This window comes from Streptomyces sp. NPDC047022 (genome assembly GCF_040644155.1).
Classification (GTDB): domain Bacteria; phylum Actinomycetota; class Actinomycetes; order Streptomycetales; family Streptomycetaceae; genus Streptomyces.
Window position 1 is genome coordinate 1 of sequence record NZ_JBEYVV010000030.1, and the last position, 23,778, is coordinate 23,778.

20 protein-coding genes and 1 pseudogene are annotated in these 23,778 nt (G+C 70.8%); 9 read left to right on the forward strand and 12 right to left on the reverse strand.

Translation table 11 applies throughout. The features are described 5' to 3' along the window. From ABZ845_RS25240 to ABZ845_RS25250, 3 genes are all read right to left on the reverse strand, one after another. Nucleotides 1-1,286 (reverse strand): polysaccharide deacetylase family protein (locus ABZ845_RS25240; protein ID WP_360983397.1); only part of this gene is annotated, 1,286 nt, incomplete at its 3' end. Nucleotides 1,287-1,399: 113 nt separating this feature from the next. Further along, nucleotides 1,400-2,131: a hypothetical protein gene (locus tag ABZ845_RS25245; protein WP_360983399.1), complete on the reverse strand. Its 732-nt coding sequence runs from the start codon at nt 2,129-2,131 to the stop codon at nt 1,400-1,402. A 156-nt stretch (nt 2,132-2,287) separates the two neighbouring features. After that, nucleotides 2,288-2,782 carry a DUF1877 family protein gene (locus ABZ845_RS25250; RefSeq protein ID WP_360983401.1) on the reverse strand — a complete coding sequence of 165 codons (495 nt, stop codon included), beginning with the start codon at nt 2,780-2,782 and terminating at the stop codon, nt 2,288-2,290. Nucleotides 2,783-3,312: 530 nt separating this feature from the next. Here ABZ845_RS25250 and ABZ845_RS25255 point away from each other — a divergent pair. Beyond that, nucleotides 3,313-3,945, forward strand: coding sequence for an RNA polymerase sigma factor (locus tag ABZ845_RS25255; protein WP_360983403.1), 633 nt, complete (start codon nt 3,313-3,315; stop codon nt 3,943-3,945). A gap of 86 nt (nt 3,946-4,031) precedes the next feature. After that, nucleotides 4,032-4,850 (forward strand): hypothetical protein, encoded by an 819-nt coding sequence (locus tag ABZ845_RS25260; protein WP_360983405.1) that lies wholly within the window; start codon nt 4,032-4,034, stop codon nt 4,848-4,850. Nucleotides 4,851-4,884: 34 nt separating this feature from the next. Here ABZ845_RS25260 and ABZ845_RS25265 read toward each other — a convergent pair whose 3' ends face one another. Then, nucleotides 4,885-5,091 (reverse strand): TetR family transcriptional regulator, encoded by a 207-nt coding sequence (locus ABZ845_RS25265; protein ID WP_360983407.1) that lies wholly within the window; start codon nt 5,089-5,091, stop codon nt 4,885-4,887. A gap of 172 nt (nt 5,092-5,263) precedes the next feature. Here ABZ845_RS25265 and ABZ845_RS25270 point away from each other — a divergent pair, with 172 nt between their 5' ends. Continuing rightward, a complete protein-coding gene (locus tag ABZ845_RS25270) occupies nt 5,264-7,231 on the forward strand; it encodes a SpoIIE family protein phosphatase (RefSeq protein ID WP_360983409.1) in 1,968 nt (655 codons plus the stop codon). A 272-nt stretch (nt 7,232-7,503) separates the two neighbouring features. Next, nucleotides 7,504-7,842: an alcohol dehydrogenase catalytic domain-containing protein gene (locus ABZ845_RS25275; RefSeq protein ID WP_360983411.1), complete on the forward strand. Its 339-nt coding sequence runs from the start codon at nt 7,504-7,506 to the stop codon at nt 7,840-7,842. Here the strand turns inward: ABZ845_RS25275 and ABZ845_RS25280 are convergent. Then, nucleotides 7,797-8,096, reverse strand: a pseudogene (locus tag ABZ845_RS25280) (glycosyltransferase family 2 protein); the annotation flags it as partial. The gene ABZ845_RS25275 and the pseudogene ABZ845_RS25280 overlap by 46 nt on opposite strands. 269 nt (nt 8,097-8,365) lie before the next feature. After that, entirely contained in the window at nt 8,366-8,971 is a 606-nt protein-coding gene (locus ABZ845_RS25285) for a methyltransferase domain-containing protein (RefSeq protein WP_360983413.1), read from the reverse strand. A gap of 383 nt (nt 8,972-9,354) precedes the next feature. On the opposite strand from ABZ845_RS25285, the gene ABZ845_RS25290 reads away from it, so the two are divergent. Beyond that, nucleotides 9,355-9,966, forward strand: a complete 612-nt coding sequence (locus tag ABZ845_RS25290) for a hypothetical protein (RefSeq protein ID WP_360983415.1) — start codon at nt 9,355-9,357, stop codon at nt 9,964-9,966. Nucleotides 9,967-10,005: 39 nt separating this feature from the next. Here ABZ845_RS25290 and ABZ845_RS25295 read toward each other — a convergent pair whose 3' ends face one another. After that, nucleotides 10,006-10,926 carry a helix-turn-helix domain-containing protein gene (locus tag ABZ845_RS25295; RefSeq protein ID WP_360983417.1) on the reverse strand — a complete coding sequence of 307 codons (921 nt, stop codon included), beginning with the start codon at nt 10,924-10,926 and terminating at the stop codon, nt 10,006-10,008. Between the two features lie 224 nt (nt 10,927-11,150). On the opposite strand from ABZ845_RS25295, the gene ABZ845_RS25300 reads away from it, so the two are divergent. Beyond that, nucleotides 11,151-13,706, forward strand: coding sequence for a BTAD domain-containing putative transcriptional regulator (locus ABZ845_RS25300; protein WP_360983419.1), 2,556 nt, complete (start codon nt 11,151-11,153; stop codon nt 13,704-13,706). Between the two features lie 78 nt (nt 13,707-13,784). Here the strand turns inward: ABZ845_RS25300 and ABZ845_RS25305 are convergent, their stop codons facing one another. Both ABZ845_RS25305 and ABZ845_RS25310 read right to left on the reverse strand, forming a co-directional pair. Further along, nucleotides 13,785-14,213, reverse strand: coding sequence for a VOC family protein (locus tag ABZ845_RS25305; RefSeq protein WP_360983421.1), 429 nt, complete (start codon nt 14,211-14,213; stop codon nt 13,785-13,787). A gap of 102 nt (nt 14,214-14,315) precedes the next feature. After that, a complete protein-coding gene (locus ABZ845_RS25310; protein WP_360983423.1) occupies nt 14,316-15,557 on the reverse strand; it encodes a protein kinase in 1,242 nt (413 codons plus the stop codon). Between the two features lie 790 nt (nt 15,558-16,347). On the opposite strand from ABZ845_RS25310, the gene ABZ845_RS25315 reads away from it, so the two are divergent. Next, on the forward strand, nt 16,348-16,701 hold the full coding sequence (locus ABZ845_RS25315) for a hypothetical protein (protein WP_360983425.1): 354 nt from the start codon (nt 16,348-16,350) through the stop codon (nt 16,699-16,701). A gap of 385 nt (nt 16,702-17,086) precedes the next feature. Next, nucleotides 17,087-17,941: a hypothetical protein gene (locus ABZ845_RS25320; protein ID WP_360983427.1), complete on the forward strand. Its 855-nt coding sequence runs from the start codon at nt 17,087-17,089 to the stop codon at nt 17,939-17,941. A gap of 258 nt (nt 17,942-18,199) precedes the next feature. Here ABZ845_RS25320 and ABZ845_RS25325 read toward each other — a convergent pair whose 3' ends face one another. From ABZ845_RS25325 to ABZ845_RS25335, 3 genes are all read right to left on the reverse strand, one after another. Further along, a complete protein-coding gene (locus tag ABZ845_RS25325; RefSeq protein WP_360983429.1) occupies nt 18,200-20,680 on the reverse strand; it encodes a peptidoglycan recognition protein in 2,481 nt (826 codons plus the stop codon). A gap of 342 nt (nt 20,681-21,022) precedes the next feature. After that, a complete protein-coding gene (locus ABZ845_RS25330; protein ID WP_360983431.1) occupies nt 21,023-21,253 on the reverse strand; it encodes a hypothetical protein in 231 nt (76 codons plus the stop codon). A gap of 21 nt (nt 21,254-21,274) precedes the next feature. Beyond that, nucleotides 21,275-22,333 carry a hypothetical protein gene (locus ABZ845_RS25335; RefSeq protein WP_360983432.1) on the reverse strand — a complete coding sequence of 353 codons (1,059 nt, stop codon included), beginning with the start codon at nt 22,331-22,333 and terminating at the stop codon, nt 21,275-21,277. A gap of 179 nt (nt 22,334-22,512) precedes the next feature. Between ABZ845_RS25335 and ABZ845_RS25340 the strand changes: the two genes are divergently transcribed. Continuing rightward, nucleotides 22,513-23,631 (forward strand): hypothetical protein, encoded by a 1,119-nt coding sequence (locus ABZ845_RS25340; protein WP_360983434.1) that lies wholly within the window; start codon nt 22,513-22,515, stop codon nt 23,629-23,631. Nucleotides 23,632-23,778 lie beyond the last annotated feature (147 nt).

Below are 23,778 nucleotides of genomic sequence, written 5' to 3' on the forward strand. Positions count from 1 at the left end.
TGCACGATCGTGCGAACGGTGTCGGTTTCGAAGACCGTGTCGCCGTCGACCATGACCACCAGTTCGCAGGAGGCCGCGGCGAGCCCGGCGTTGAGTGCGCCGGGCTTGCCCGCGTTCTCCTGCCGGATCACCCGCACTCCCGGCAGGTGGAGCGATTCCACCAGGTCGGCGGTGCCGTCGGTGGAACCGTCGTCCACCACGATGATCTCCACCGGATGGTCCGAGGCGAGCAGGGAGCGTACGGCGGCCTCGATTCCGGCGCTCTCGTTGTATGCGGGGACGATGACACTGACCGGTTCGGTCACCGGCGGCCCCCAGGACCGGGCCCGGCGTCCGGTCCGCAGCCGTCGGTGCCGGCGGGCCGCGATGAGTACGACCGCCGCGCGCAGCACGCTGATCGCGCCGGCCGCGTACATCAGCACGCCCAGCAGCCACACGGCCCAGTCGCCGGCCTGAAGCACGTTGATGAGGGCCATCCCCTGCAGGTGGTCGCCGAGCCCGGCGCGCTGGACGGGCCCGGCCATGCCGACCGCGGCGCCGACCGTCGCGAACCGGAAGCCCTGCCCTTCGAGCCGTGGGATCAGGACACTGAGCGCGGTGACGGTCTGGGACCGGTCACCGCCGGCGTCGTGCATGAGCAGGATCTGCCCGGCGCGGCCGTGGGGGGTGGCGTTGGCGAGGATGCGGTTCACTCCGGGGCGCTGCCAGTCCTCGGCGTCCTGGGTGGAGAGCACCGTGACGTAGCCTGCCGCGTCGGCCTGCTTGAGGACGGCCCAGTCGGCGTCGTCCAGCGCGTCGTTCTCCGAGGAGTAGGGCGGCCTGAGCAGTGCGGTGGTGACGCCCGCAGCGCCTGCCACTGCCAGCTGCGTCTCCCGAAGTTCCAAGGACCGCTGCCATGGGGCGAGGCTCGCGAGGTCGGGATGGGTGAAGGTGTGGATGCCGATCTGATGGCCTTCGGCGACGATCCGGCGGACCAGTTCCGGGTGGGCCACCACCTGGGTTCCGACGACGAAGAAGGTCGCGTGCACATGGTTGCGGCGCAGCACGTCGAGGATGCGCGGCGTCCAGACGGGGTCGGGGCCGTCGTCGAAGGTGAGAGCGATGGTGCGAGCCTTGACCGGGGCGGTGTGCGCTGAGGCGGCGGCGTCTGCGATCACGGGGCCGCCGTGGGTGACCTGGCCGGGCACCGTCTCGCTGCGGCCACGGGGGCCCGTCACCTCGTCCGCTGTGATGCCGAACATGTGGTGGGTGTAGCCCTGCAGCAGGAGGGCCATCGTCAGGGTCACAGCGAGCACGCTCAGCAGGAGCCAGTGGGGGTGTGGTGTGATCTGGCGGGCGCGGCCTCGGCGGCGGGCAGGAGCCTTCCGGTGTCGACTGTCGGTCACGTCAGGGCCTTGAATCACTTCACGGGTCTGTGGGACGAGCCCAGGGCGCGCCCCTTGGAGGAGGGGGGGCGGGCGACGGTCGCCGTGGGGACCGCGGGCCCGGTCGAGGCCGGGGCGGTGGTCGTGGTGGGCGCAACCGTGGGCTGGGACGTGGTCGCGGGGGCGGCCGGCCGGCCGGCGGAGCTGGGGGCCTTCCGCCCGGTAGCGCCGGAGTTCTTCTGTTCCGCGATGGGTCCGGTGTCTTTCGGGGAGTGTCCGGCGTCAGGCGGGGAGTCGGGTGCGGTCGCCTGGGGCGTGGCCGAGTGCGTGGGGTCCGCCTGCGGGACGAACGGAGAGCTGATGGTGGGGCCGCCCAGCATTGCACTGATCAGCAGGGCGACATAGCCGCCGGCGGGAATCACCAACAGCCGGGCCGCGCGAGCCACGCGACGCTGGCGTCGCCCGGAGGAATCGACGAAGACCGGACGCACGGACTCGCTCGTGGATGTGTCCGGCTCCGGCACAGGCCGGCTGGGTATGCCGACCACCGGAAGCCGCGCGGTGAGGACATCACCGTGCTCGGGGTACCACGTCGCCGTCTGCCCCGTCGGGTGCGTCCACAGGGCGGGCTGGGCCCCGTCCCAGGGCGGCGGGGCGGTGTCGGTGGTGACGCCCCCGCCGTACTCGTGGCTGTAGGCATACGTGTGCCCGACGCCGTCATACGGATCCTCGCCGTACTCCGCTCCGCTTTCGTCTGTCCACCGCACGAGTCGTGTCCCCTTGTCCCGGCCGACCGACACTGTCGCCCGCTTGGAAAGAGCGAATGCGGCCGGAAGTGTTACACCTGGGGCCGGCAGAGCGGACGAACCAGCTGGAAAAGGCATTTCGAGCGAGACCGTGGAGCACAAGTGGCGATCCACAGGTCAGGTCGGCAGCCACTTCACCACAGCGTCACCACACTCGGCCGTCTGTGCGTAGAACGTCCTCAGCTCCTGGTGCGCCGCGGCGAACGCAGCCCATGTCTCGGACTCCGCGGTCGCGCCGCCATAGCGCGGCAGCAGTTCCTCGCGTGCGAAGAGCCACAGCGCGTCGAAATCGGCGGCGCTCAGGAACCCGGCCACACGGCGGGCCTGGGCGGCCGTCAGCACCAGGAGCTGCGGCTTGTGCCGGTCGCGGCGGAACACCGGCCGGCCGCCGAGCACCACCTGGGCTTGGGGCGGCTCCTCGGCACGCTGGAGGTGCGGCCCGGCGTAGATGCGCTCTTGGTCCAGATAGCGCTCGTCCAGAACCTCCTCACGGTGCCGACCGCCTGGGTGCCGGACGGCCTCCAAGCCCTCCTCGAATTGTCGTTCCAGCCAAGTTGCACTGTTGCGCAGGGCCGGGGGCGGCACCGCGCGCAAACGGAGGTACGGACTCATGCTAGAAGGAGCGCACGGCGACACCGAAGCGTCACGCGCCTGCTCGCTCCCCGTCCCTCGGCAAGGCGCTCACCGCTTCGCCAGGGACGGCGCACTGCGGCTGCTGTGCCGCGAGGCGACGGCGACCGCGCCGGACCCCGGGATCCGCGGATGCGGTGAGATCCGCGGTCCGCACCCGATCACCCGCCGCCGCCCCCACGTCCTTCGCAGCGCCCAGGTCCCTGGGGTCTTTCGTTTGGATCAGACCGGGCTCATCCAAACGAAAGACCCCAGTCGCGCCCACGTCCCTCGTCGCGCCGCTCACGGGCGGAGTCAGCGGCAGCACGGAAGGGGGCCGGCGCCGATACCCGGCGCCAGGCCGCACCGGTTTGCTCGCTCGGCGGCTGCACGGCACCGGCCAGTGAAGGACCACCGGCCCCTTGTGACACTTCTGTGAGCGCAGACGCTGTTCAACACAGGAGCCGTCAATGCGATCGGAGCGCGGCGGACGGCAGGGACTCGCTATGAACCCGGTGCGAACGAGGACAGTCTTGGGCCAGGTACGGCAACCCCGGCGCGTACAGTCGTACGACGGGGAATTGGGCGCTGCGGTCGCACGGGCCCAGGACGGCGACGAGGCCGCCTTCGCGGTGGCCTACCGGCTGGTGCAGCCGGGCCTGCTCGGCTATCTGCACGGCCTGGTCGGCGACGACGCAGAGGACGTGGCCTCCGATGCCTGGCTGGAGATAGCCCGCGACCTCGGACGCTTCAAGGGAGACGGGGCCGGATTCCGCGGCTGGACCGCGACCATCGCCCGCCACCGGGCCCTGGACCACCTGCGCCGCCAGCGCACGCGACCCCGGGCCGGCGGGACCGAACAGGACGTACTGCACCTGCCCGCGCGGCACAACACTCACGACCAAGCCCTGGAGTCCCTCTCCACCGAGCAGGCGCTGGAACTGGTCCGCGCGCTGCCGCAGGACCAGGCCGAGGCCGTGCTGCTGCGTGTCGTCATCGGTCTGGACGGCCCCGCCGCCGCACGCGTCCTCGGCAAGCGTCCGGGAGCAGTGCGCACGGCCGCCCACCGGGGCCTGAAACGTCTCGCCCGCCACCTGGGCGTCGACCGCGAGGCGGACGAGGGTGTGACGGATGAGACTTCCCGAACGCTGGGGGAGTGGACATGAATGACGCGGGTGACAGTGGGCGGTTGGAAGGTGCCGGGCTCGGCGCCTCGGCGAATCGATTCGGTCGGACAGGAACGGAAGCGGGCATGGGTGAACGGCTGAGCGGCGACGGAGTTCCGGTCCGTCACCGGCAGGTGCACCCCAATGGCACCTTGCCCGGTCCGTCGGGCGTGCATGACTCCGCAGCGCTGACGACGGTGCTTGCCACCGCCCTGCGCACCGACCGCCTCGACCCCGAGGCCGAACAGCGGGCGCTGGCCGCCTTCCGAGCCGCCGCCCACAGCGCTGGCGCACGCCAGGCTCGTACCCGGCGCCGGGACGACTGGCGGCCGCCCGAGGGGCGGCGTGTCCGGCATCCAGGGCGGATGGCGTTCGGCGTGGTGTTCGCCAGCCTCACTCTCAGCGGTGTCGCGGTCGCAGCCATCGGCTCCGTCGGCTCGCCCAAGGGCGGCGGCGGTACCGGCCGGGAGACCGCCCACCCGTCGGCGGTCGCCCCGGGCCGGCCGGGCGGTGCCGCCTCGTCGACGTCGTCATCGACGTCCTCCGGCGACCCCGGACGGACGGGCCGCCCCTCCCCCGCCCAGGACACCGAGGCCCACTGCCGCGCCTACGAGCAGGCCGAGAAGCACAGCAAGGCGCTCAACGCGACGGCCTGGCAGCAGCTCGTCGCCGCCGCCGGCGGAAACGACAAGGTCGCCGCGTACTGCTCCGAGCAACTGAGGCGGGCGACGGCCTCGCCGAGCAAACCGGCCGGCACAGGCAAACCCAGCAAGCGCGCCGCGGACCCCGGCAACGACACAGCAGGAAACACCGGCACACACGGCAACAGCACCTCCGGTGCCAACCCGGGCAGCACGCACAACGCGACGGGGAACAATCAAGGGGGCAGCGGGAAGCACGAGTAGCCCCGCGCCTTGCCCGATCCACAGCCCCATCGAGTCATGGCGGCACTCTTCGGACATCAGCGAAGTGGTCGTACAGCTGTGACTTGCTCGTACCGCCGGCCGCCCTCACGTCGTCGAGGGTGACGGCATTGACACCCTTGACGTGAACAAGCTCGGCAGCCGCTTGCACGATTCGTGACCGCGTCATTGCACCGCGCGCCGTCAGGCGGCGCTTTTGCCGAACAGCTACCGATTCCGCCATAGTGGAAACGTCACTACCGGAAAACCTGCTGTCGGCCGGGCCGCCGCTCAGCCTCGTGCCCCTCCGCAGCAAGCCAGTCGCACCACCTGCTCCGCGGCAGATACCGGCCGATCCGCTTCGGCCGCCGCACTGGTCGATGTTGTCTCGCTCGGCGATTCCCGGGGAGCGACAGATGGACGCATCGGACGAACTCCTTCAGAGGGCTACCCCGTCGGCTCTCTTGACCCTGGACGGCGCCATCCGCTGTCTCAACGCCGCGATGGCCGAAGCACTCGGCAGGCCCTCGGAACAGTGCGTAGGCCGCCGTTTCAGTGACCTGCTGGCCGAAGACCAACGCATCTCGGCTGAGAGCTTGCTGACGCACGGGGCCACGACGAAGAGTCTTGCGATGCGTGCGTTGGAATTCCCCGGGACAGGCGGAGCGTCTGTGGTCTGCCTTGTCGAGGCGCGACCGGTGAAGGTTCCCGCAGACGGCGAGCAGCTTGTGTGGGTGCATTCGTTGGACGCGGGACATGACCTTGGTGGTCTGCTGATCCCATTCGGTCTTGCGGCCAAGACTGCCGGTCTTGGCCTTTGCATGTGCTCACCCGATGAGCACCAGGTGGAGTGGCTGGGTGGCGCACCTGCCCTGGCCGTGCTCTTCCCGCAGGCGTCGGTGTCCCTGTCCATGGTGATCCGGCGAGTACACCCTGATGACCGAAAGGACGTGCAGCGGCTTGTGCGCTCGTCCGCCGCCCAGTCCCCGTGGATCAGGTCGCGGTTCCTTACCGAGCACGACGGCTGGCGCGTCCTGACCAGCCAAGTCCGCCGGATCAGGCTGGGATACGGCGGTCCCGAACGGGTCTTGTTGGTGATCCGCGACGACACCCAACTGGAGGCGCGCCGGAAGGACATGCTGGCCGCGGTGAGTGCTGAGCGGCAGCGCGCCGAGGAGATCGCCGCGTTCTCCTCCGCGCTGTTCACCGCCGCCACCGAGCAGGAACTGCAGCAGGTCGTCCTGACCCGGCTCGCCGCGGCCCTCGGCGGTTTCGGTGCCCTCCTCGCGCTCGTCGACGACGGGCGCTTGCGGCTCTCCTCGGATGCCGGGATCCCCACCTGGCAGGCCGATGCTCTGCTCGGCCCGTCGCTGGACGAGGACCGGCCGCTGCCCTCTGCGATCCGTACCGGTCAGCCGCAGTTCATCCCCAACCAGGAGGAACTCGCCCGCTGTTGGCCGCACGAAGACAGCCGGCCCTCCCCGGGGCCCGGTCCCGACCTCGCCATTTCGATCACCCCACTCAGCCCGGTGGGCGACCCGCCACTGGGGGCCTGGGCGGTGACCTACGACAGCGAGCGCCCCCCGTCCCCGGAGCAGCTCGCCTTCATGACCACTCTGGCCGAGCTGGCAGGCCAGGCACTCAGATGCATCAGGTTGCAACAAGCCCAGGTCGAACTGTCAACAGCACTCCAACGAAGCATGCTTCCCACACTGCCCGAGCACCTCCCGGGGCTGAAGATCGCCGCCCGCTACCAGCCCAGCCGGGCCGGGCTCGATATCGGCGGAGACTGGTACGACGCGTTCTTCTTGCCCGACGGTGCGGTCGCGCTGGAGATCGGCGACGCCCAAGGGCACGACGTGGATGCCGCAGCTTTCATGGGACAGGTGCGCTCGTCCATGCGCGCGATCGCCGCCCACGAACCGGGGCCGGGAACCGTGCTGACACGCACCAACGAGCTGCTCGTCACGATGGACGCACGACGCTTCGCCAGCTGCACCATGCTGCACATCGATCCGCGAAACGGACAGGTCATCGGCACAAGCGCGGGCCACGTGCCGCTGGTCTTGGCGCGCGACGACGGCAGCCACGACATCCGCATACTTTCCGGCGGGCCGGTCCTGGGAGTCGTGCCCGAGACCGACTACCCCGAGGAGACCTTCACTCTGGAAGAGAACACCGCCCTGGTCCTGGTCACCGACGGCGTCGTCGAAGGGCCGGGGTTGTCCCTGGAAGCCGGGCTGGAACGAGCGGGAACGCTGGCCGGCCAGGCCCTCCACGACCGACTCGACGTCGAGGCGACGGCAGACCGGATCCTCGACGCCGCGGCCGCGGTGGATCACCGCGACGACGTGGCCGTACTGGTCATCCGACGCGGACAGTAGTCACGGTGATGGCGCTCGCAGCGGGATGAGCCGGGTGGCAGCCCGGCGACCACGTGGTGGCGGTCGGTGAACTCCCTTCGGCGTCCCGGCCGTTCACTGGACCCGCTGCCCTTGCGGGCCTGGGCTTCCCGGCCGCCGTCCGATCGGCGAATACACCACGGTGCGTGTCGGCGGCCGCAGCCCGCCGGCAGCCTCGTCAACCTTCACGCGGGCGATGACGAGCCCATCGGCGCCCATCCCCCGGCCGGCCGGACCAAGCGAGAGGCTTGACCATGAAGGCATATGGAGTGTCCGGGGCGGGTTCGGACGTCGCCCTCCTGGACGTGCCCGAACCGCCGTCCCCAGGGCTGGGCCAGCTCCTGGTGGCGATCGACGCTGCCGGTGTCGGCCCGTGGGATCAGCTGCTGAACGACGCCGGCTGGGATGTGGGGCTGCGCCCGCCGGCGGCGCTGGGGGTGGAGGGCGCGGGGAAGGTGCTGGCCGTCGGCGCGGATGTCACCGGGTTCGCCGTAGGTGACCGGGTACTCGCGCACGAGGCCCCGCTACCCGCGGGGCCCGTGCCGGTCAGGACCGTGGCACGGGCCTTGCGGCGGGCGACCTCGCGGGCGTAGCGGGCGTATTCGTTGCGCTGCATCACTCCGAGGAGTCCTGCGCCTCCCTGACCGTAGAACACTCCGCCGATCGCGCCCGCCCCGGGCCGGTCGTGGAGGTACTGGAGTGCCACGGCGGTGAAGCCGGGGCTGATCGCGGAATCGGCATCCATGATCAGGAGGAAATCGGTGTCGTCCAGCCCCTCGAGGATCTGAGGGAGCACCTGGTTGAGAGCCCCTGCCTTCAGATGCTCATTGTTGCCGGTTGTCTCGATGACGTGGCAGTCGTGCTAGAGGGCGATGTCAGCGGTGCGGTCCCTGCAATTGTCGGCAATTACGATAATCCGGTCCACGGGATGCTGGTCATCGTCCAGTGCGCAAATGGCTCCGGACCGTTCATGGTCCGGGGCCTCGCCTACCAGCGCGACGCCTTCCCATCGCGGCATATGCCGCGGCAAGGCTCGGCTGAGTGGCAGAGAGGCGGCCACCGCGGGAGCCACCCCAGCGGCGGAGCGGGAAAGATCAGAAGACGTCCCGCAGAACCTCACCGGCGGTGGACGCTGACGGCATAGCCGCCGCCGTTGTAAGGGTCGGCGTCCCAGGTGGCGAATCGGTCGACGAAGGTGAGCCCTGCCGCGGCGCAGAAGAGGTCGTACTCCGGCAGGGTGATGCTGGGCGGCACGGGCAGGTGGGCTTCGTCCAGGCCGAAGCCGGCGACCATCAGACCGCCGGGGCCAAGGGCCGCAGCCAGACGCTTGACCACCGTGGCCTCGGTGCCGGTGGCGAGCAGGGGGAAGATATTCCCCGCAGCGACCACGAGATCGAAGTCCCCCGAGATGCCGAGCAGATCCGGCTCGAACTCGACCAGATCGACCTGGAACCAGGGCAGTCCCGGCGCCTGCTTCTGCGCCGCTTTCAGCATCGACGCATCAAGATCCACTCCGACACAGTCGTACCCGAGCTCCGCGAGCCGGATCATGACCCGACCGGTACCGCACCCGGCATCCAGCACCCGCGCGCCGACAGGCACGAGCGCTGCGCAGAACCGCGCTTCGCCGTGCACGTCCTTCCCGCTGCGGGCCAGGGCCGCGAACCGTGCAGCGTAGTCCTGCCCGGACGTCCCCCCGGTCAACTTCTCCCAACGGTTCACGAGGTCAACTATAGGTCGACCGTGTGCCACTCGTGGATTCGACCGAGCTCGGGCCGGTGGTCGTGCGCCCGCGCGGTGGAGGCCGCCAGCCCGTGAGTCCGTGCCGGTCGAGAAGTCATCGTCGCTGGTGACATCGGTGACGGTTCCTCGACTGGCAGCATGTCCCGGTGATCTTGTCCCTCGCTGGGCGATCGCGGTCACGGTCGGCGTCTGCGCGTCCTTCCTCTGGGCCACCGAGTCCCTACGCCTGCCCGCAGGGCCGCTCGCGCTGGTGTTCCGCTCCTGCGGTGTCGGTGAGCTGTCGACGCATCGCAAACGGACTGTCGAGGCCTCCCGCAAGGCTGACTTCGCCAGAAAGCCCAGTCCAGCAAGGAGTGGATCGAATGAACAGACGCGTCACCCTCATGGCTGCAGCCGCTCTCGCGGCTGCAGCGGCGGTGGGCACGAACGCCGGCGCCGCCACCGCGGCCCCGCACCACGGCACGGTCGCGACCGCCGCCCGGTCCGGGGCCGCGTCCACCGCGATCGACCGCAACGTCCGCCGGACCCCGGCGGTGACGCCCAAGGCGTTGTCGATGAGCCCCGGCTGCTCCAGCACCACCCTGCCGATCGACTGCACCATCACCGAGCCGGTGGTGACCACACTCCAGACCACCTACAACTTCTCGTTCCTGCCGGGAGACCATGTCACTGTCAACGCCGGCGGCTGCGTGCAGACCGGCGGCCACGGGCTGACCTGGAAGCGGTACGTCGACCCGGCCTCGGACAGCGATCTGTACCACGGCCTGATCACCATCCCCGGCGCGACGGGCAACCTGGCCCGGCTGGTGGACGTCGTGGGACGGCAGTTCGTGGTCGGCGGGCGGGGTGGCAGTCTGATCCTGGGCTACCAGGACGACAACTACGGCGACAACGGGTACACCGCGCACGACAACGGAACCGGCAATCAGTGCCTCAACTCCGTGAACGCCTTCGTTCACATCGTCATCTCCTGACGCACGCGGCGCAGTTGTCCGGCCGGTGGGAGCACCCGATCAGGTACTCCCACCGGCCGGACCCATTGCCGCCTCCCGCACCTGCCGCGGGGTACGCCCGTACGCGCGCCGGAACGCCCGGTGGAAGCTTGTGACGTCAGCGAACCCCGCCGACACCGCAACGTCGATGACCCGCAGGTGTGACCGTGCCGGGTCCTGCAGCTGGCGCCAGGCATGCTCCAGGCGCCGGTGCCGCACCTCGGTGGCGTAGCTGCGCTGCTGGCCGGCGAAGACCGCGTAGAGCAGCCGCGCCGAAACCCCCAGTCGGTGGGCCGTGACCGGCGCGCAGAGGTCGTCGTCGGTGAGGTGCTCGTCGATGTCGTCCAACGCGGCCCGGTGCAGCCGATCGCCCCGCACCGCCGGGATGTCGGCGGCGAGTGGCTGCTCCAGGGCCACGGCGATCAGTCCGCAGGTGTGGGCGGCCAGTCGCGCCGCGGTCTGCGGGGCGAGGTCACCGCGGCTCAACGCGCCCAGCGCGTGCCGGACCGCGGCACCCACCCCGGCACCGGTGTCCACCCGGGTCGCGGTCGGCACGCCCTGTCCGAGCTGGCTCTCCAGCAGCGGGCCAGGCAGGTACAGCGAGAGCTGTAAGAACGCCTCCGGGAAGTCGAAGGCGAACGGTTCCGCGGTGTCGACCACCGCCAGGTCACCGGGCCGCAGCACGGTGGAACGGCCCTGCTGCGTCATCCCGCTGACCCCCTGCAGCTGGAGGTTGGCATAGTAGCCACGGCGCGGCGCGCGGTCGATGTCCCGGTCGGTGCGGCTGACCCGCTGGCGTCGGGAGTCGATCTGGGCCAGGCTCAGGTCGGCGAACTGCCACTGGGTCACTGCGCCGGTGAATCCATCGCGCCGGTCCGACTCCGGGGTCAGCGACAGGAACGCCTCGCAGATGAGCTCGCGCCAGTCTGTGAAGCTGTCCACCCGCGCTGTCTGCCCCGCTGATCTGTGCTGGACCATCAGTGCCCCCCGACCCCGAGGTGGCGGGTCCACAGGCCGGCCCCTGCACGACGGGCAAGTGAACCGCGCAGCCCTTGCAACACCTGGACGCGCGGAATCGTACACCGTGGAGGGTGCGGATGGATCGCCTGTGGCCTTACGGGCAGCGGGAGTTGAGGGTGAAACGTCGACGGGGAGGGGGATCGCCGGTGGCGACCCAGCAGGGCAGATTCGAGTTCAGGTTACTGGGTCCGCTGGAAGCGGTCGGGGACGGCAGGGCGATGCCGCTGGGCGGACCGCAGGTGCGGGGCGTGCTGGCCCGGCTCCTGGTGGATCTGGGGAGGACGGTGAGCGTGGCGGCGCTGGTCGACGAGCTGTGGGGGGAACGGGCGCCGGATGACGCGCACCGGACCGTGCGCACCTACGTCTCGCGGCTGCGCCGGGCGATGGCGGGCCCGCCGCGCGGTGGCCCCAGAGAGGTGCTGGTCACCCGCGCGCCGGGGTACCAGCTGGCGGTGGAACCGGAGGCGGTCGACGCGGTCCGGTTCGAGCGGCTCGCCGCCCAGGGACGCCAGGCCCTGGCCGAGAGCCGCCCCGGGCCGGCTCACGAGTTGCTCACCGCGGCCCTGGCGCTGTGGCGCGGCTCGGCCCTGGCGGAGTTCGAGGGCCTGCCTGCGGTCGGCTGCGAGGCGGTGCGGCTGGAAGGGCTCAGGCTCACCGTGGTGGAGGACCGCATCGAGGCGGCGCTGGCCGCCGGGCAGCACGGGCCGCTGGTCGGCGAGTTGGAGGAGCTGGTTCGCGCCCACCCGGTGCGGGAACGGCTCCGCGGCCAGCTGATGATGGCCCTGTACCGGTCCGGGCGGCAGGCCGAGGCGCTGGGCGCGTTCCAGGACGCGCGGTCCGTCCTGGTCGACGCGTACGGGGTGGAACCCTCACCCACGCTGGTCGGCATCCATCAGCGGATACTCCGTCAGGAACCGGGCCTTGACCTGGGCGCTGTGGTCGCGACGGCCGCGGCGGCCGTCCCCGGACCGATCGCCGAACCCAGACCCCCGGGCCCCGCCACTGCGCCCCTTCACCCTGGTCCCGCAGCGCACCCGGCCGATCCGGGCCCGGCAGCGTACCCCCGGGTCCCTGCTCCCGCCGCCGAGCCCGCGGCTGGGGTCATGCCTGTTCCTGCTCAACTTCCGCTCACCGTGGTCGGCTTCACCGCCCGCAAGGACGAGCTGGCGCAGCTCGACACGGCGGCCCTGGATGCCGTCCCACTGACCGTGATCTCCGGGACGGCCGGCGTGGGCAAGACCTCGCTGGTGGTGCACTGGGCCCACCGGGTCGCCCCGCGGTTCCCCGACGGGCAGCTCTACGCGGACCTCCACGGCTTCGACCCGAGCGGAACCGCCTTGGATCCGGCCGACTGCCTGCGCGGGTTCCTCAACGCCCTGGGGCTGCCCCCGCGCAGCCTCCCGGCAGGGCTCTTGGCGCAATCTGCGCTGTTCCGCAGCATGCTGGCGGGCAAGCGGGTGCTGGTGGTGCTGGACAACGCCCGCGACGCCGAGCAGGTACGGCCACTGCTGCCGGGGTCGTCCGGCTGCCTGGTCGTGGTCACCAGCCGTGACCAGCTGACGCCGCTGGTGGTCGCCCAGGGGGCTGCGTCGTTGAGGCTGGACCCGCTGACCGCCGGTCAGGCCCGTGATCTGCTGATCCGCCGCCTCGGGCACGACCGGGTGGCGTGCGAGCCCGGGGCCGCGGACGAGATCGCCGCGCACTGTGCGGGTCTGCCGCTGGCGCTGGCCGTCGCCGCCACCCGGGCCGCGGTCCGGCCGGGCCACTCGCTGTCGGCACTGTCCGCCCAGATGAGCAAGGCCGCCGCCCGGCTCGACGCCTTCGAGGGCGGGGACGCCGGCACGGACCTGCGCTCGGTGTTCTCCTGGTCCTATCGCACGTTGGGCGCGGAAGCCGCACGGCTGTTCCGGCTGCTGGGCCTGTATCCGGGGCCCGACCTGTCGGCCCACGCGGCGGCGAGCCTTGTCCGGTGCCCGGTGGAGCGGGCCCGGTGGACCCTGGCCGAGCTGTGCCGGGCGAACCTGCTCACCGAGCAGGCACCGGGCCGTTACGCCCTGCACGACCTGCTCCGCGCCTACGCGGCCGAGCTGGCCCTGGCGGAGGAGGACGCGGACACCCGCCGGGTGGCTGTGCACCGCGTCGTGGACCACTCGAATCGGGGTCCCGACGTTCTTGCTGCTGGATTGCACGGTGAGCAAGGTGACGTCAGCCCCGGAAGGCGAGGCGGGGGTCGTCCAGTGTGGCGAGGGAGGGGGTGGCTGGTACGAGGTCGTAGTGGTACCAGCGGCCGTTGCGCTTGGGCACTCCGGTGGCTGGACATCGCCCCAACCGGCGGGAGTCCGGACGCTTCCAATGACAGCGGGCGGTCTCCGAACTGCGGGCACAGCGCTGCTACGGGCCCGAACCGCGCGACGTGCTGCCCGGCTTCGTCGGCCCCGGCCTGGCCGTGCTCGCCCCCGTCCTGCTGCTCGCCCGGCTCCACCACGCGCTCGGCGTCGGCGGCCTGGTGCTCGGCCTTGTCCTCCTTGCGACCGCTGGAACGGCTCCTGTCGGCAAGACGCCTGCGCGGCCGACCCCGCGTCGTCAAGCGCAGGATGTCCAACTACCAGCTCAAGCGAGCTGAACACCGTGACTTGCCACAACCCGCCCGCACCGGCGCACAAGTCATCCTCGTCACAAGCCCGCGACCCACAAGCCCGTGATGCAACGGCATCGGGTCTGAACCCGGCCTATGTAACCCAAGGGAGGCGGCTCCCCAACCTCTCCGGCTCGGAGGATGCTCAGTCGATACAGAACTCGTTGCCCTCGATGTCCAGCATCGGGATGCACGCGTCATTGCCGTCATACAGCGTTTGCACGTGTACCGCGCCGAGCGGGACCAGCCGTGCACATTCGGCCTCAAGTGCGGCGAGGCGCGCTTCACCCACGAGACCGGTGCCGACCCGCACATCAAGATGCACCCGGTTCTTGACGGCCTTCCCTTCGGGGACACGCTGGAAGTACAGTCGCGGGCCCACTCCTGAGGGATCTATGCAGGCGAACCATGAATCCCGCCGCTCAGGCGGCTGCGAACGATTGAAATCGTCCCAAGTGTCAAACCCCTCCGGTGGCGGCGGTACGACGTACCCCAACACCTCGCACCAGAAGCGAGCGAGGCGCTCAGGTTCCGCGCAGTCAAAGGTGACTTGGAACTTCTTGATCGCCGGCATCGGCGCACCATAGCAGGGGTACTCTGCCACTCATTTCCCCAAGCCGATCGACCCGCCACCCGTCGCGCCTCGGGACGGCTGCACGCGGGCTCTCCCAGCCGCTCAGTTTTCGGAATGCCGTTGCCCTCCCTTTCCTCCTTTCCCGTCAGCGTGCTTGCCTGACCACTCACCGCCGTTGTCGCCACCGTGCTCCGGCCTGGGTGACGTCCTGGCGGCGGGAGGGACAGGCGATGGCATCGTGGCCGGGGTCCGACCGGCGGGTGTTGGTGCGACGCCAGTGAGTGAGGGAGAGGCCGGAGGCGTAGGCGCCGTGGCGCCTGAATCCAGCGAGACGCCGATGGCCGTAGCCCCGGCGAACAGCGCGAGGCCGGCGCCGCCGAGAATGGCTCTGGAGGCCAGCTTGCGGCGACCGCTGGGGCGGGAGTGCGTGCCGGCCCGGGGTTCACCGGCGTGTGGGGTCGAAGACCATGGAATTGCCGGGCTGGGCATGAGGGTGGTGCGCTCGTGCTCGGCCGGTCGTGGTGTCCCGTTCTGAGTGGCGAGCCACGTGGCTGCCTGCTCGGCGGTGGGTCGGTGGGCCGGGTCCTTGGCGAGCATGTGCAGCACGTAGTCGGAGAGCGGCTGCGGGATGTCGGGACTCAGGCGGTCGGGCGGTGCTGGTGTGGCACTGACATGCTGCTGGACCACGGCCAGTGACGTGGCTCCGCTGAACGGAGGCCGCCCGGTGAGTAGTTCGTACAGGACACAACCGAGGGAGTAGACGTCGGACGCGGGCTGAGCGGGACGGCCCAACGCGCGTTCGGGAGCCAGGTAATCGGCAGTGCCGATGATCTTGCCCGTCGCGGTCAGGCTGCTGGCGGCCTCCTCGGCGAAGCGCGCGATGCCGAAGTCGGTGATCTTCACCGTGCGATCCGTGGTCAGCATCACGTTGGCGGGTTTGACGTCCCGGTGGACCACTCCCTGCTGATGTGCAGCGCAGAGGCCGGCGGCCGCCTGGGCCGTGATGGCTGCTGCCTCGGCCGGGGCCAGGGCGCCGCGCAGGGAGCGCTCCTGGGCCAGGTTCCAGCCGTCGACGAGTTCCATGACCAGGTGGGGCTGGTCATGGTGCGTGCCGAAGTCGTACATGCCCACGACGTTGGGGTGGTTGAGTCTGGCCGCGATCTGTGCCTCCAGGCGGAATCGCTCGGCGTCTTCGGCTTCCTCGGCGTGCAGCATTTTGACGGCCACGGGCCGCCCGAGGAGTTGGTCGCAGGCCCGCCACACCTCGCCCATCGCGCCGCGTCCCAGCAGCTCCTGCAACTCATAGCGGTCCGCCAGCAGACCCTGCACACCCACCCCAATCATCGCGTTGCGTTGCTCGTTGTTCCCCCAGGCCCGGTGGTTCCGCGGGCGTTCGGGTCCCGGTTGCCCAGGCCGACGCGCACTCCCACTCGGACCGGGCGCCGGGGAGCGCATCGGGCAGGCAGACGACGGGGGGGCACCTGCCTTGCCCCTCATTGCACGACCACCCGCTCGGGATAGGGGGCGAGCAGGTGCCACGAGGTCCCTGGGTCCCTGGATCCACTCCTACAGCGCACTGGAGTGCCGGGCCGTCACACCCCTGGGACGCCCAACGCCACGCGGCTCTTCGGGCTAGTGCCGCAGCAGGCGACAGCCCTAGGTGAGCGGGGCAGGCCCGGCACGGGGGGAACCGGGCCTGCCCCAGCACATCGGCGCCTGCAAACCCTCCCCCCGGAGGATGGGCGCCATGACCCCGCCCGGGGTCACTTCCAACAGCGCGCCGCAGGTCACGAGTGTCACGGGGGAAGGGGAACGGTTGCGAGACCGACAACTCGGTGAAGGAACGCCCCGTTTTCCTTCATAACCTGGTCACGAATTAAGCGAATGCCGGCGGCCGGGGACTGCAACGTTACCCGAATCACACTCCTCCATTCGGTCCGATAAATGCCCGGGCATGCGCACATGGAGGCAAGTTCCTGCATAGGCAGCCACATTTGGGACATCACATACGTCGGTGTAACGCTGCAGTGCATGCGGAACGCAGAAGCAGGGAGAAGCGGGGCACCGGCCGGCTGAATCCGGGTGCCCTGGCGCGAGCGCTAAGACACGGCAGTACGTCAGATCGGATATCCCTGTGAGAAACATCGACCCGGTTCCCGGATACCAGGCATACAACGAGCCGCCGGGCCCGGACCGCTCTCTGCAGCGTCAGGCCAACACACGGCGTACGGCCATCGCCATCTGCACGATCGCCGACATCGCAGCGGGCCTGCTGGGCCTGTGGATCCTGCTGTTCCTCCTCGACGCGAACCGCGCGAATGTGTTCGTCGAATTCGTGCGGAGCACAGCAGGCTTGCTGTCCTGGTGGTCACAGGACATTTTCACGATGAACACAGAGGCACTACGCGTTGTCCTCAATTACGGCCTACCGGCCGTCGTCTACTTGCTGATCGGCCACGGGATCGCTGCCCGGCTCAATCGGGCCTGACAGTGGACCGGCCTCTTGATTGATCGCCACGAAAGCGGGTCGACCATGACACACAGCTCTGCTGGAAACGATCGCTTGCCGATCTATGAGGACCTGATACGCGAGCGTGGTGACGTCGTCGCCGAAGCTCAACTCGCTGTGGAACACACACAGCACAAGGCAGCGGAATTGCTGCCCGGACGGGATCGGGATGCGGGTCAGCAAGCCCGCCGCTGGGACGACAGCACCGTAGCCGCCGCGGCTGGTCAGCCAGAGTGGCGCGGGTCGCCGCCGTAGGGGTGGGCCTCACCTCGGATACATCCGCGCGTCCCCTCCTCACCCCAACACCAAGCCGTGGCCCAGGCGGGCCGACAGCACGTCAACCAGGAAGACCGGAAAGCCGCAGATGGATTACTGCTCCTCATGCCGTCGGCACCTGAACGGCGCACTGGTGTGCCCCGGGTGCGGCGCCTACGCCCCGGACATCGCCCCGCCCGCCGCCAACGGCCACAGCGGCTCGGCCCCGGCGTTGACGAGCGCCGGACCGGCCACAACGGACCACCGGGACCCCGCGGCCTCGCTCACGTGGCACGACAGCCTCCCCGGCGGCGGGGCGGAGTCCAGCGCTGCCATGGACGTGGCCCCACGCGTCACCGCCGACGCCGAGGACCTGCCGCCCGCGCGACAGGGGCGTGCGGCACGCCGTCGCCGACTGGCCCGCTGGAGGAAGAACAAGCGCCGGGCAGCGGTCGCGAGCGCTGTCGCACTCGTCGGAGGCGGCCTGAGTATCGCCATGATGGACCGGCACTCCACCGACCGGGCTCAGGCAGCCACGGCGCCGGACGACCCGAGGGCGGGTGCCGTGCAGGAGCAGAAGCCCGAGCAGAACGGTCCGGTCTCCGCACCAGCGACCGCTCAACACTCCCACCGGCCGTCACGCGCCCCTTCCCAGCCGCAGCCGACGACGACCGACGCACCGCAGCAGCAGTCCCTCGCGGAACCACCCCGCACGACGTCACCGATCGACCGGCCGGACACCGTAGTTCCTGCCCGCACGGCCGCGACGACGACCCCGCAGCCGCAGAGCACCGCCCCGGCCGCCGGAAACACGACCCCCGACCACGCCGGTACGACGGCGCAACAGAGGTCGGCGCCCGCGACAGGCGACGGCACGAAGCCGGGCACGTCCCAGACCACCAGCCCCGCACGGGCGTCGACCTCGCCGGCGGAGGTCTGCCTGCTCGGGTTGTGCCTCGGCTGACCACGCCCGCGCCCCCGCCGTGCCCGGCGGGTCGAGGGAGCGGAGTTCGCGGGCCGTGTGTCAGCCCTTGAACGACCGGCGCCGACCGACGGAAGGGATACGACGGGCCGACCGGCCTCGGCACGGCCAACGGCACCGGCGTCCGTGGAACTGCCGGGTAGCTGACTCGGAGACACTCAAGCCGGATGTTCACACAGGAGCCCTCTGTCCGCGGACTTGCTGCGGGCAGAGGGCTCCTTCGTGAGGTGTGGTCGGCGGTCAGCCGATGGTCGCGATACCGTCGGTGGTGACGGTCGGGCGGCCCGAGGTGCCGACCACGACGATCTTCAGGGTGTGCTTGCCGGAGCTGGACCAGCTCTTCGTCCAGATCGCCTGTCGGTACAGCGTGGTGGAGGACTTCAGGTCCACCGTGGTGACCTTGGTGCCGTCAACGTAGACGTTCGCCTGGCCCGAGGTGGAGGCCCGCGAGACGATCCATGCCACCGAGCGCCCGGTGAAGGTCCAGCTGATCGAGGCCCCGGTGGACGCGGAGCTGTAGGAATAGCCGCCCAGATAGCTGGTGCTGCTCTTGTGTGTCCAGCTGCCGGTGCGGGTGGTGGAGGTCTCCTGGACGATGTTCGGTGTCCGGTAGACGGAGGCGCCCGCCGTGTTGCCGGCCACGTCGTACGCCTTCAGGGCGAACAGATCCGAGGTGCCGGGCTTGGCACTGGTGGCCCATGAGGTCACCGTCGGGCCGAAGGCGGCCGAGGACGGCGAAGTCGCCAGAACCTTGGACAGCGCCGCGCTGTCGGCGGCCTTCCACGTCACCGTGACCGGGACCGCCGTGGAGTTCACCGTGCCGGTGTGCATGCTCACGCCGGGAGCGGTCGGGAAGGTGGGCGCGGTGGTGTCGCCGACCAGGGTGGCCGAACCGGACAGAGTGGTCGCCCCGCGGACGTGGGCGGCGCGCACCTGGACCGTGTGGCTGCCGGCCGCAACAGAGATCGCGGCGGAGCGGGCGGAACCGGAGGCGTGGGCCACGGCCTTGCCGTCGACCAGCACGTCGAAACCGGAGATCACCTGGGACGGTGTGGAGGTCGTCCAGCTCACCGTGGCCGCGCCCCTTGTGTAGTAGCTCGTCCCGGACTTGGTCGCCCCGCCGGACATCCCGGTGACGGAGACCGCACCGACCGGGCCGGCCGCATAGGAGCGGATCGTGCTCAGGGCGTTGTAGAGCTGGTTGCCGGGGCAGTCGGTGGCGAAGCCGTTGCGGTGCCCGGAGATCACGCTGAAGCTGTAGCTGTTGCCCAGGGTGAAGCCGTGACTGTCGGAGGCGCCCTCGGGCAGCGACGCGGTGTCGGTGCCCGGGTTCACGCCGGTCATGCCGAGCTTCCACGCCGCGATGCGGGCGATGGAGCCCAGCATCGCCTGGCTCGGCGCGGCCCCGGGGAAGGTGCTGGCCGTGGAGTCACCGCCGCTGAGGTCGGTGTACGTGCCGATGGCGGCCACGCCCATGCTGTTGGTGTTGAACCCATAGGTCTGGGCGCCCACGACCGGCAGCGCCATCCCGCCGAAGCGGCCCTCGAAGATGGTGCCGCACTTGTCGACGAGGAAGTTGTAACCAAGGTCGCGCCAGCCCTGGTTGAGGTGCTCGGCGTAGATGCCCCGAACGATCGCCGGGGAGTCGGCGCAGGAGTAGTTGTTGGTGGTGTCCGTGTGGTGGACGAACATCACCTTCACCGCCGAGCCGTACGTCGGGTAACCCGATTCCCGGGCGCACTCGTCCGCGCCCCAGCCGGCCCGGGTGATCACGGTGGGCGGCGCCACCGTCGAGGTGGTCGCGGTCGGCATCGGTTCCGGCGGGGTCGGCGACGCCGGTGCGGAGGGGCCGGCCGAGGAGGCCGCACAGGACGGGTACGCCTCGGACATCGACGGGAGCTGGCTGGGCCAGGGCGTCGGGGAGGCGCTCGGCGAGGTGGAGGCGGAGGTCCCCGTGGACGGCGTGCCGGATGCCGTGTCCGTGGCCGTGGGGGTGTCGGTGGCCGTCGGGGTGTCCGTGGGCGCGACGGAGTCCGTCGCGGTCGGGGTGGCCGAAGCGGCGCCGCCCGTTGTGGCCGTCGCGGTGTCGGTCGGGGCGACGCTTTCCGTCGGCGTCGCCGTGTCGGTGGCCGTCGCGTCCATGGCGTAGGCCGCCGGGGCCATGCCGGAGTCCTGCGTCCCGCCGGTGGCGGGCTTGCCCGGGTCGACCAGGTCCACCCGCAGCCCGCCGGGCAGCGCGGTCGTCTTGCCCGCGCCGGTCGCGCGGACCTGGATCCCGTTCGACGGCCCCGACCACATAGGTGACATCCCGCCTCGCACACCGGGACGGTTCAGCTCGGCGGCGTCGGGGATGTCGTCCGGCTGCTGCATCTTCAGCCACGATGTCCAGTGACCGTCGGCGGCGGAACGGGTCCGCACCTCCACCGTGCCGCGCAGCTTGGCGTGCGCGCCGTTCCAGGTGACACCGACCATGCTGAACGGAGCCGTGGACCGGGCTCCAAGCGTCTTGAGCGACGTGTCGGCCCCGCTCAGGGACAGCGAATGGACATGCGTCTTGATGGGTCCTTGGGCGGCCGACGCTCCATGGCCTGGTGAGCCGGCCATGGCGACGGTCGCCACGGCCACGCCGCCACCGGCGACGACCGCCCCCAACGCCACCCACGCGCGCTTGTTCAGACCGGCTCGACGGCGACCGCGCCGAACCCCGTGTTCAGTTCTCATGCCCCACCCGGAAGACCCGTTGTCATTGTCATCAGCCATCGCAGGGCACAGCTGTCACAGGAGTGCCCTGAAATAACAGCGCACCCGAACGTTCAAGCGTCACAAGTCCCGAACCCGGGGGGACAGACGCACGCCAACGGCGGATGTTGCGGCGTTCCGGCCCTCGCACCCCGGAAAGCGCCGCTGGAGTGAGGTCTTCGCGGTCACCCCCGCCATCTGCTCACGTGGCACACCCGCCAAGTCCTGGACAGCCGGATCCTCGGTGGCCTCATCAACGAGTACAGAACCGAGTACAGATGCGCGGCATGACGTGCCGCGACGACTTTTCGAGCGGCACACGGCTCAATCGGTCAGCTGCCGGCGGCTGTCGCCGTCCGTATCGCACCGGTCGATCACCAGTCGCGTGTCCGGTGCCTTCGAGTCCGCGCCCTCGACCTGCATGCACAGCTGGTCGCTGACGACATTGCGGATCCTGACGGTGTCGTCACCGGCCGGGTCGAACCACCACAACTCGCTGCCGTCCAGGCTGGAATGGCAATGCGCCTCCTGGGCCTGGGTGCGGCGATCGGTCATTCGCCCGCCCCGGCCTCCGGATCAGATGGCGGTCAGGATGGCGCGCAGCCGCTCGTCCTCGCGGATGATGCTGTTCGCGACGCCTGAGCCGACGATGCGCTGATCCTTGTCAGCGAGTTCGGCGACGCGCAGGCGCTGGGGGGTGCTCAGGGCGGTGGCGCCCAGGGCCTGGAGGGTCTCGCAAGCGCCGGAGATGTCCGCTCCGGATTCGGCGGAGCGAAGGGCGGCCTCGGCGAGTCGGCCGAGGTCGACGACGCCGGGATCGGTAATGGCGAGCAGGGCGAGGGCGGCGGCGGGTGCCTTCTCGGGGTCGGCGAGCAGCTGTTCCAGTCGGGGGATCAGGAGCCGGGCGGACGCGCCGAGGAGGGCGGCGGCGCGGATGGCACGGACGACGGTCCACCGGTACCAGAGCTGGTTGCCAGTGGTGCGGTCGAGGACGGAGGCCAGGATCGTGACGGCTTCCCCGGCGTCCCCGTCGATCTGCCACAGGGCGGTGGCGATCGCGATGTCGCGGTCCAGTTGCGGGGTGGTCGGCTCGGCATCCTCGCTGACGGCTGCCCGCAGGGCGGGGAGCAGTCCGGCGGCCGTCGCGCCCAGGGCGGCGGCGGCCTGGGCAGCCTCGGCGACCTCGCGCGGGCCGGCGGCGAGCGCCTTGGCGACGGCGTCGAGCAGGACGTCGGTCTCCCCGGTGAGGTCGTGGTGGGCCCGCGCCACCATCAGCGCCCCGGCGGCGGCCCGCAGCACTGCGCCGGCCTGCTCGCGCTCGGCCTGCGGGGCGGCTGCCGCCACGGCGGTGATGGCGGTGGCCGCGTACTGGAAGCGGGGCAGCACGGTGTACAGCTCGGGCAAGGCGGCGGCGGCCTGCGGGCCCCACTGGCGCAGCAGGTGGACCAGATCGGCAGTCTCGTTGTTGCCGAGCCCGTCCGCGGCCAGGCGTTCACGGACGGCTGCGAGCAGGGCCGGGTCGAAAGGGAAGGCCGGGGCATGGAAGTCGCCTGCGGCGTCGAGCGCGCGGGGGCGCCGGTCGAGGTCCCGGGCCAGCAGCGGGGCGGCCTGTCGGGGCGCGACCCGGACGAGCACGGCCAATGCCCTGTCAGCCGCCTCGTCGTCGGGTCGGGCGGCGAGGTCGGCGAGGACGGGCGCGGCCTCGGCGGCGGCCGGGCCGAGCTTGCCGAGCAGGGTTGACGCCGGGTACTCGGCGGCGAGTGGGGCGATGGCCGGGACCAGCCGCTGGGGGGCATTTGGGAGAGGTAGCAGGCGTGGTCGGCCGCGGAGAGCGCCTCGGTCCGCACCTCGGGGCGGCCGTCGCGCAGGGCGGCGTCCAGCAGGGCGAAGGCGGCTTCGCGGTCTGCCTCGGTCTCGCGGCGCAGCAGGCTGTCGACGATCGCGTGCAGCGGCTCGCGGTGGTGCATGCTGTACCGGTCGACGGTGAATTCGCGGGCGGGCAGCAGGCCGAGCGCGGCATCGTGGTGGGCATCGGTCCACGGCTCCACGGCGGCCAGGGCGACGAGGAGCGCGGCCAGTCGCAGCGGCGCGGGAGTGTCCGCGCCGAGCAGCGCGCGGGCCTCGACGGCGGCGCCGGAGAGATCCACCCGGCCGAGGGCAATGAGCAGTTCGGCCCGGACACCGGGATCGGCCTCGGCCGTCCACCGGCTCCGCAGGGCGACCGGGGCGGCCTCGGTACTCCGGGTGTGGCCGAGCGTCCAGGCGGTGAGCAGCCGGACGTTCACGTCTTCATGTGCCAGCAGCGTTGTCAGGAGCGGGATTTGGGTGGCAACGGCGGCCCGGACGGCGCCCGGCGCGATCTCCCATTCGTCATCGCTCTCGGCCAACCCGCCGAGCAGGCAGAGAACTTCGGTCGTCCCGGGCCGGGCGGCAGCGGCGATCCGGGCCAGGTATGGGACGGCGTCCACGCTGGCGGAGTACACCGTGCCCTGGTGGAGGATGCACGAGTACAGCTCGGAGATCGCCTCCTCGGCATCCCCGCCGCCCTCGGCGAGGGCGCGCAGCAGGTCGGGAAGCTCCTCGGCGGGGCCGTAGGCGTGCGAGACGGAGGCCCAGGGGTGGTCGTCGAGGCCGACGAGGGCGTCAGTGAGATCCATGGGCGTGATCCTCGCAGCCGGGTCCGACAGAACGGTCAGGGGCCGGCCTGGCGCTCTCTACGACATCCGCATCAAGCGACTCTTCGAGCGACCGAATACGGATCACACCTTCTGGGCGCACTGGCAGCAGGGATCCGGGCCGACGACGGCTCCCTCTGCCCAAGAACGGGGCGCTGTGGGGCAACCCTGCGTCCGAATTCGATCACTGACGATACGGTCGTGACCGCGCAATGGCGGCTCCGGCTGCAAGACAGATCGAGGGCCCCCACCTCCTGAGACCAGAGCCTGACTCACTCGCCGGTCGGCGGGAAAACTACCAGGGGTAGTTGCACCGTTCCACGACTCCCATCGGCCCCATCAGGGCATCGCGAACGCTCGCCCGCTGCACCCATCGCCCACGCCGATCGCCGATCGCCGATCCTG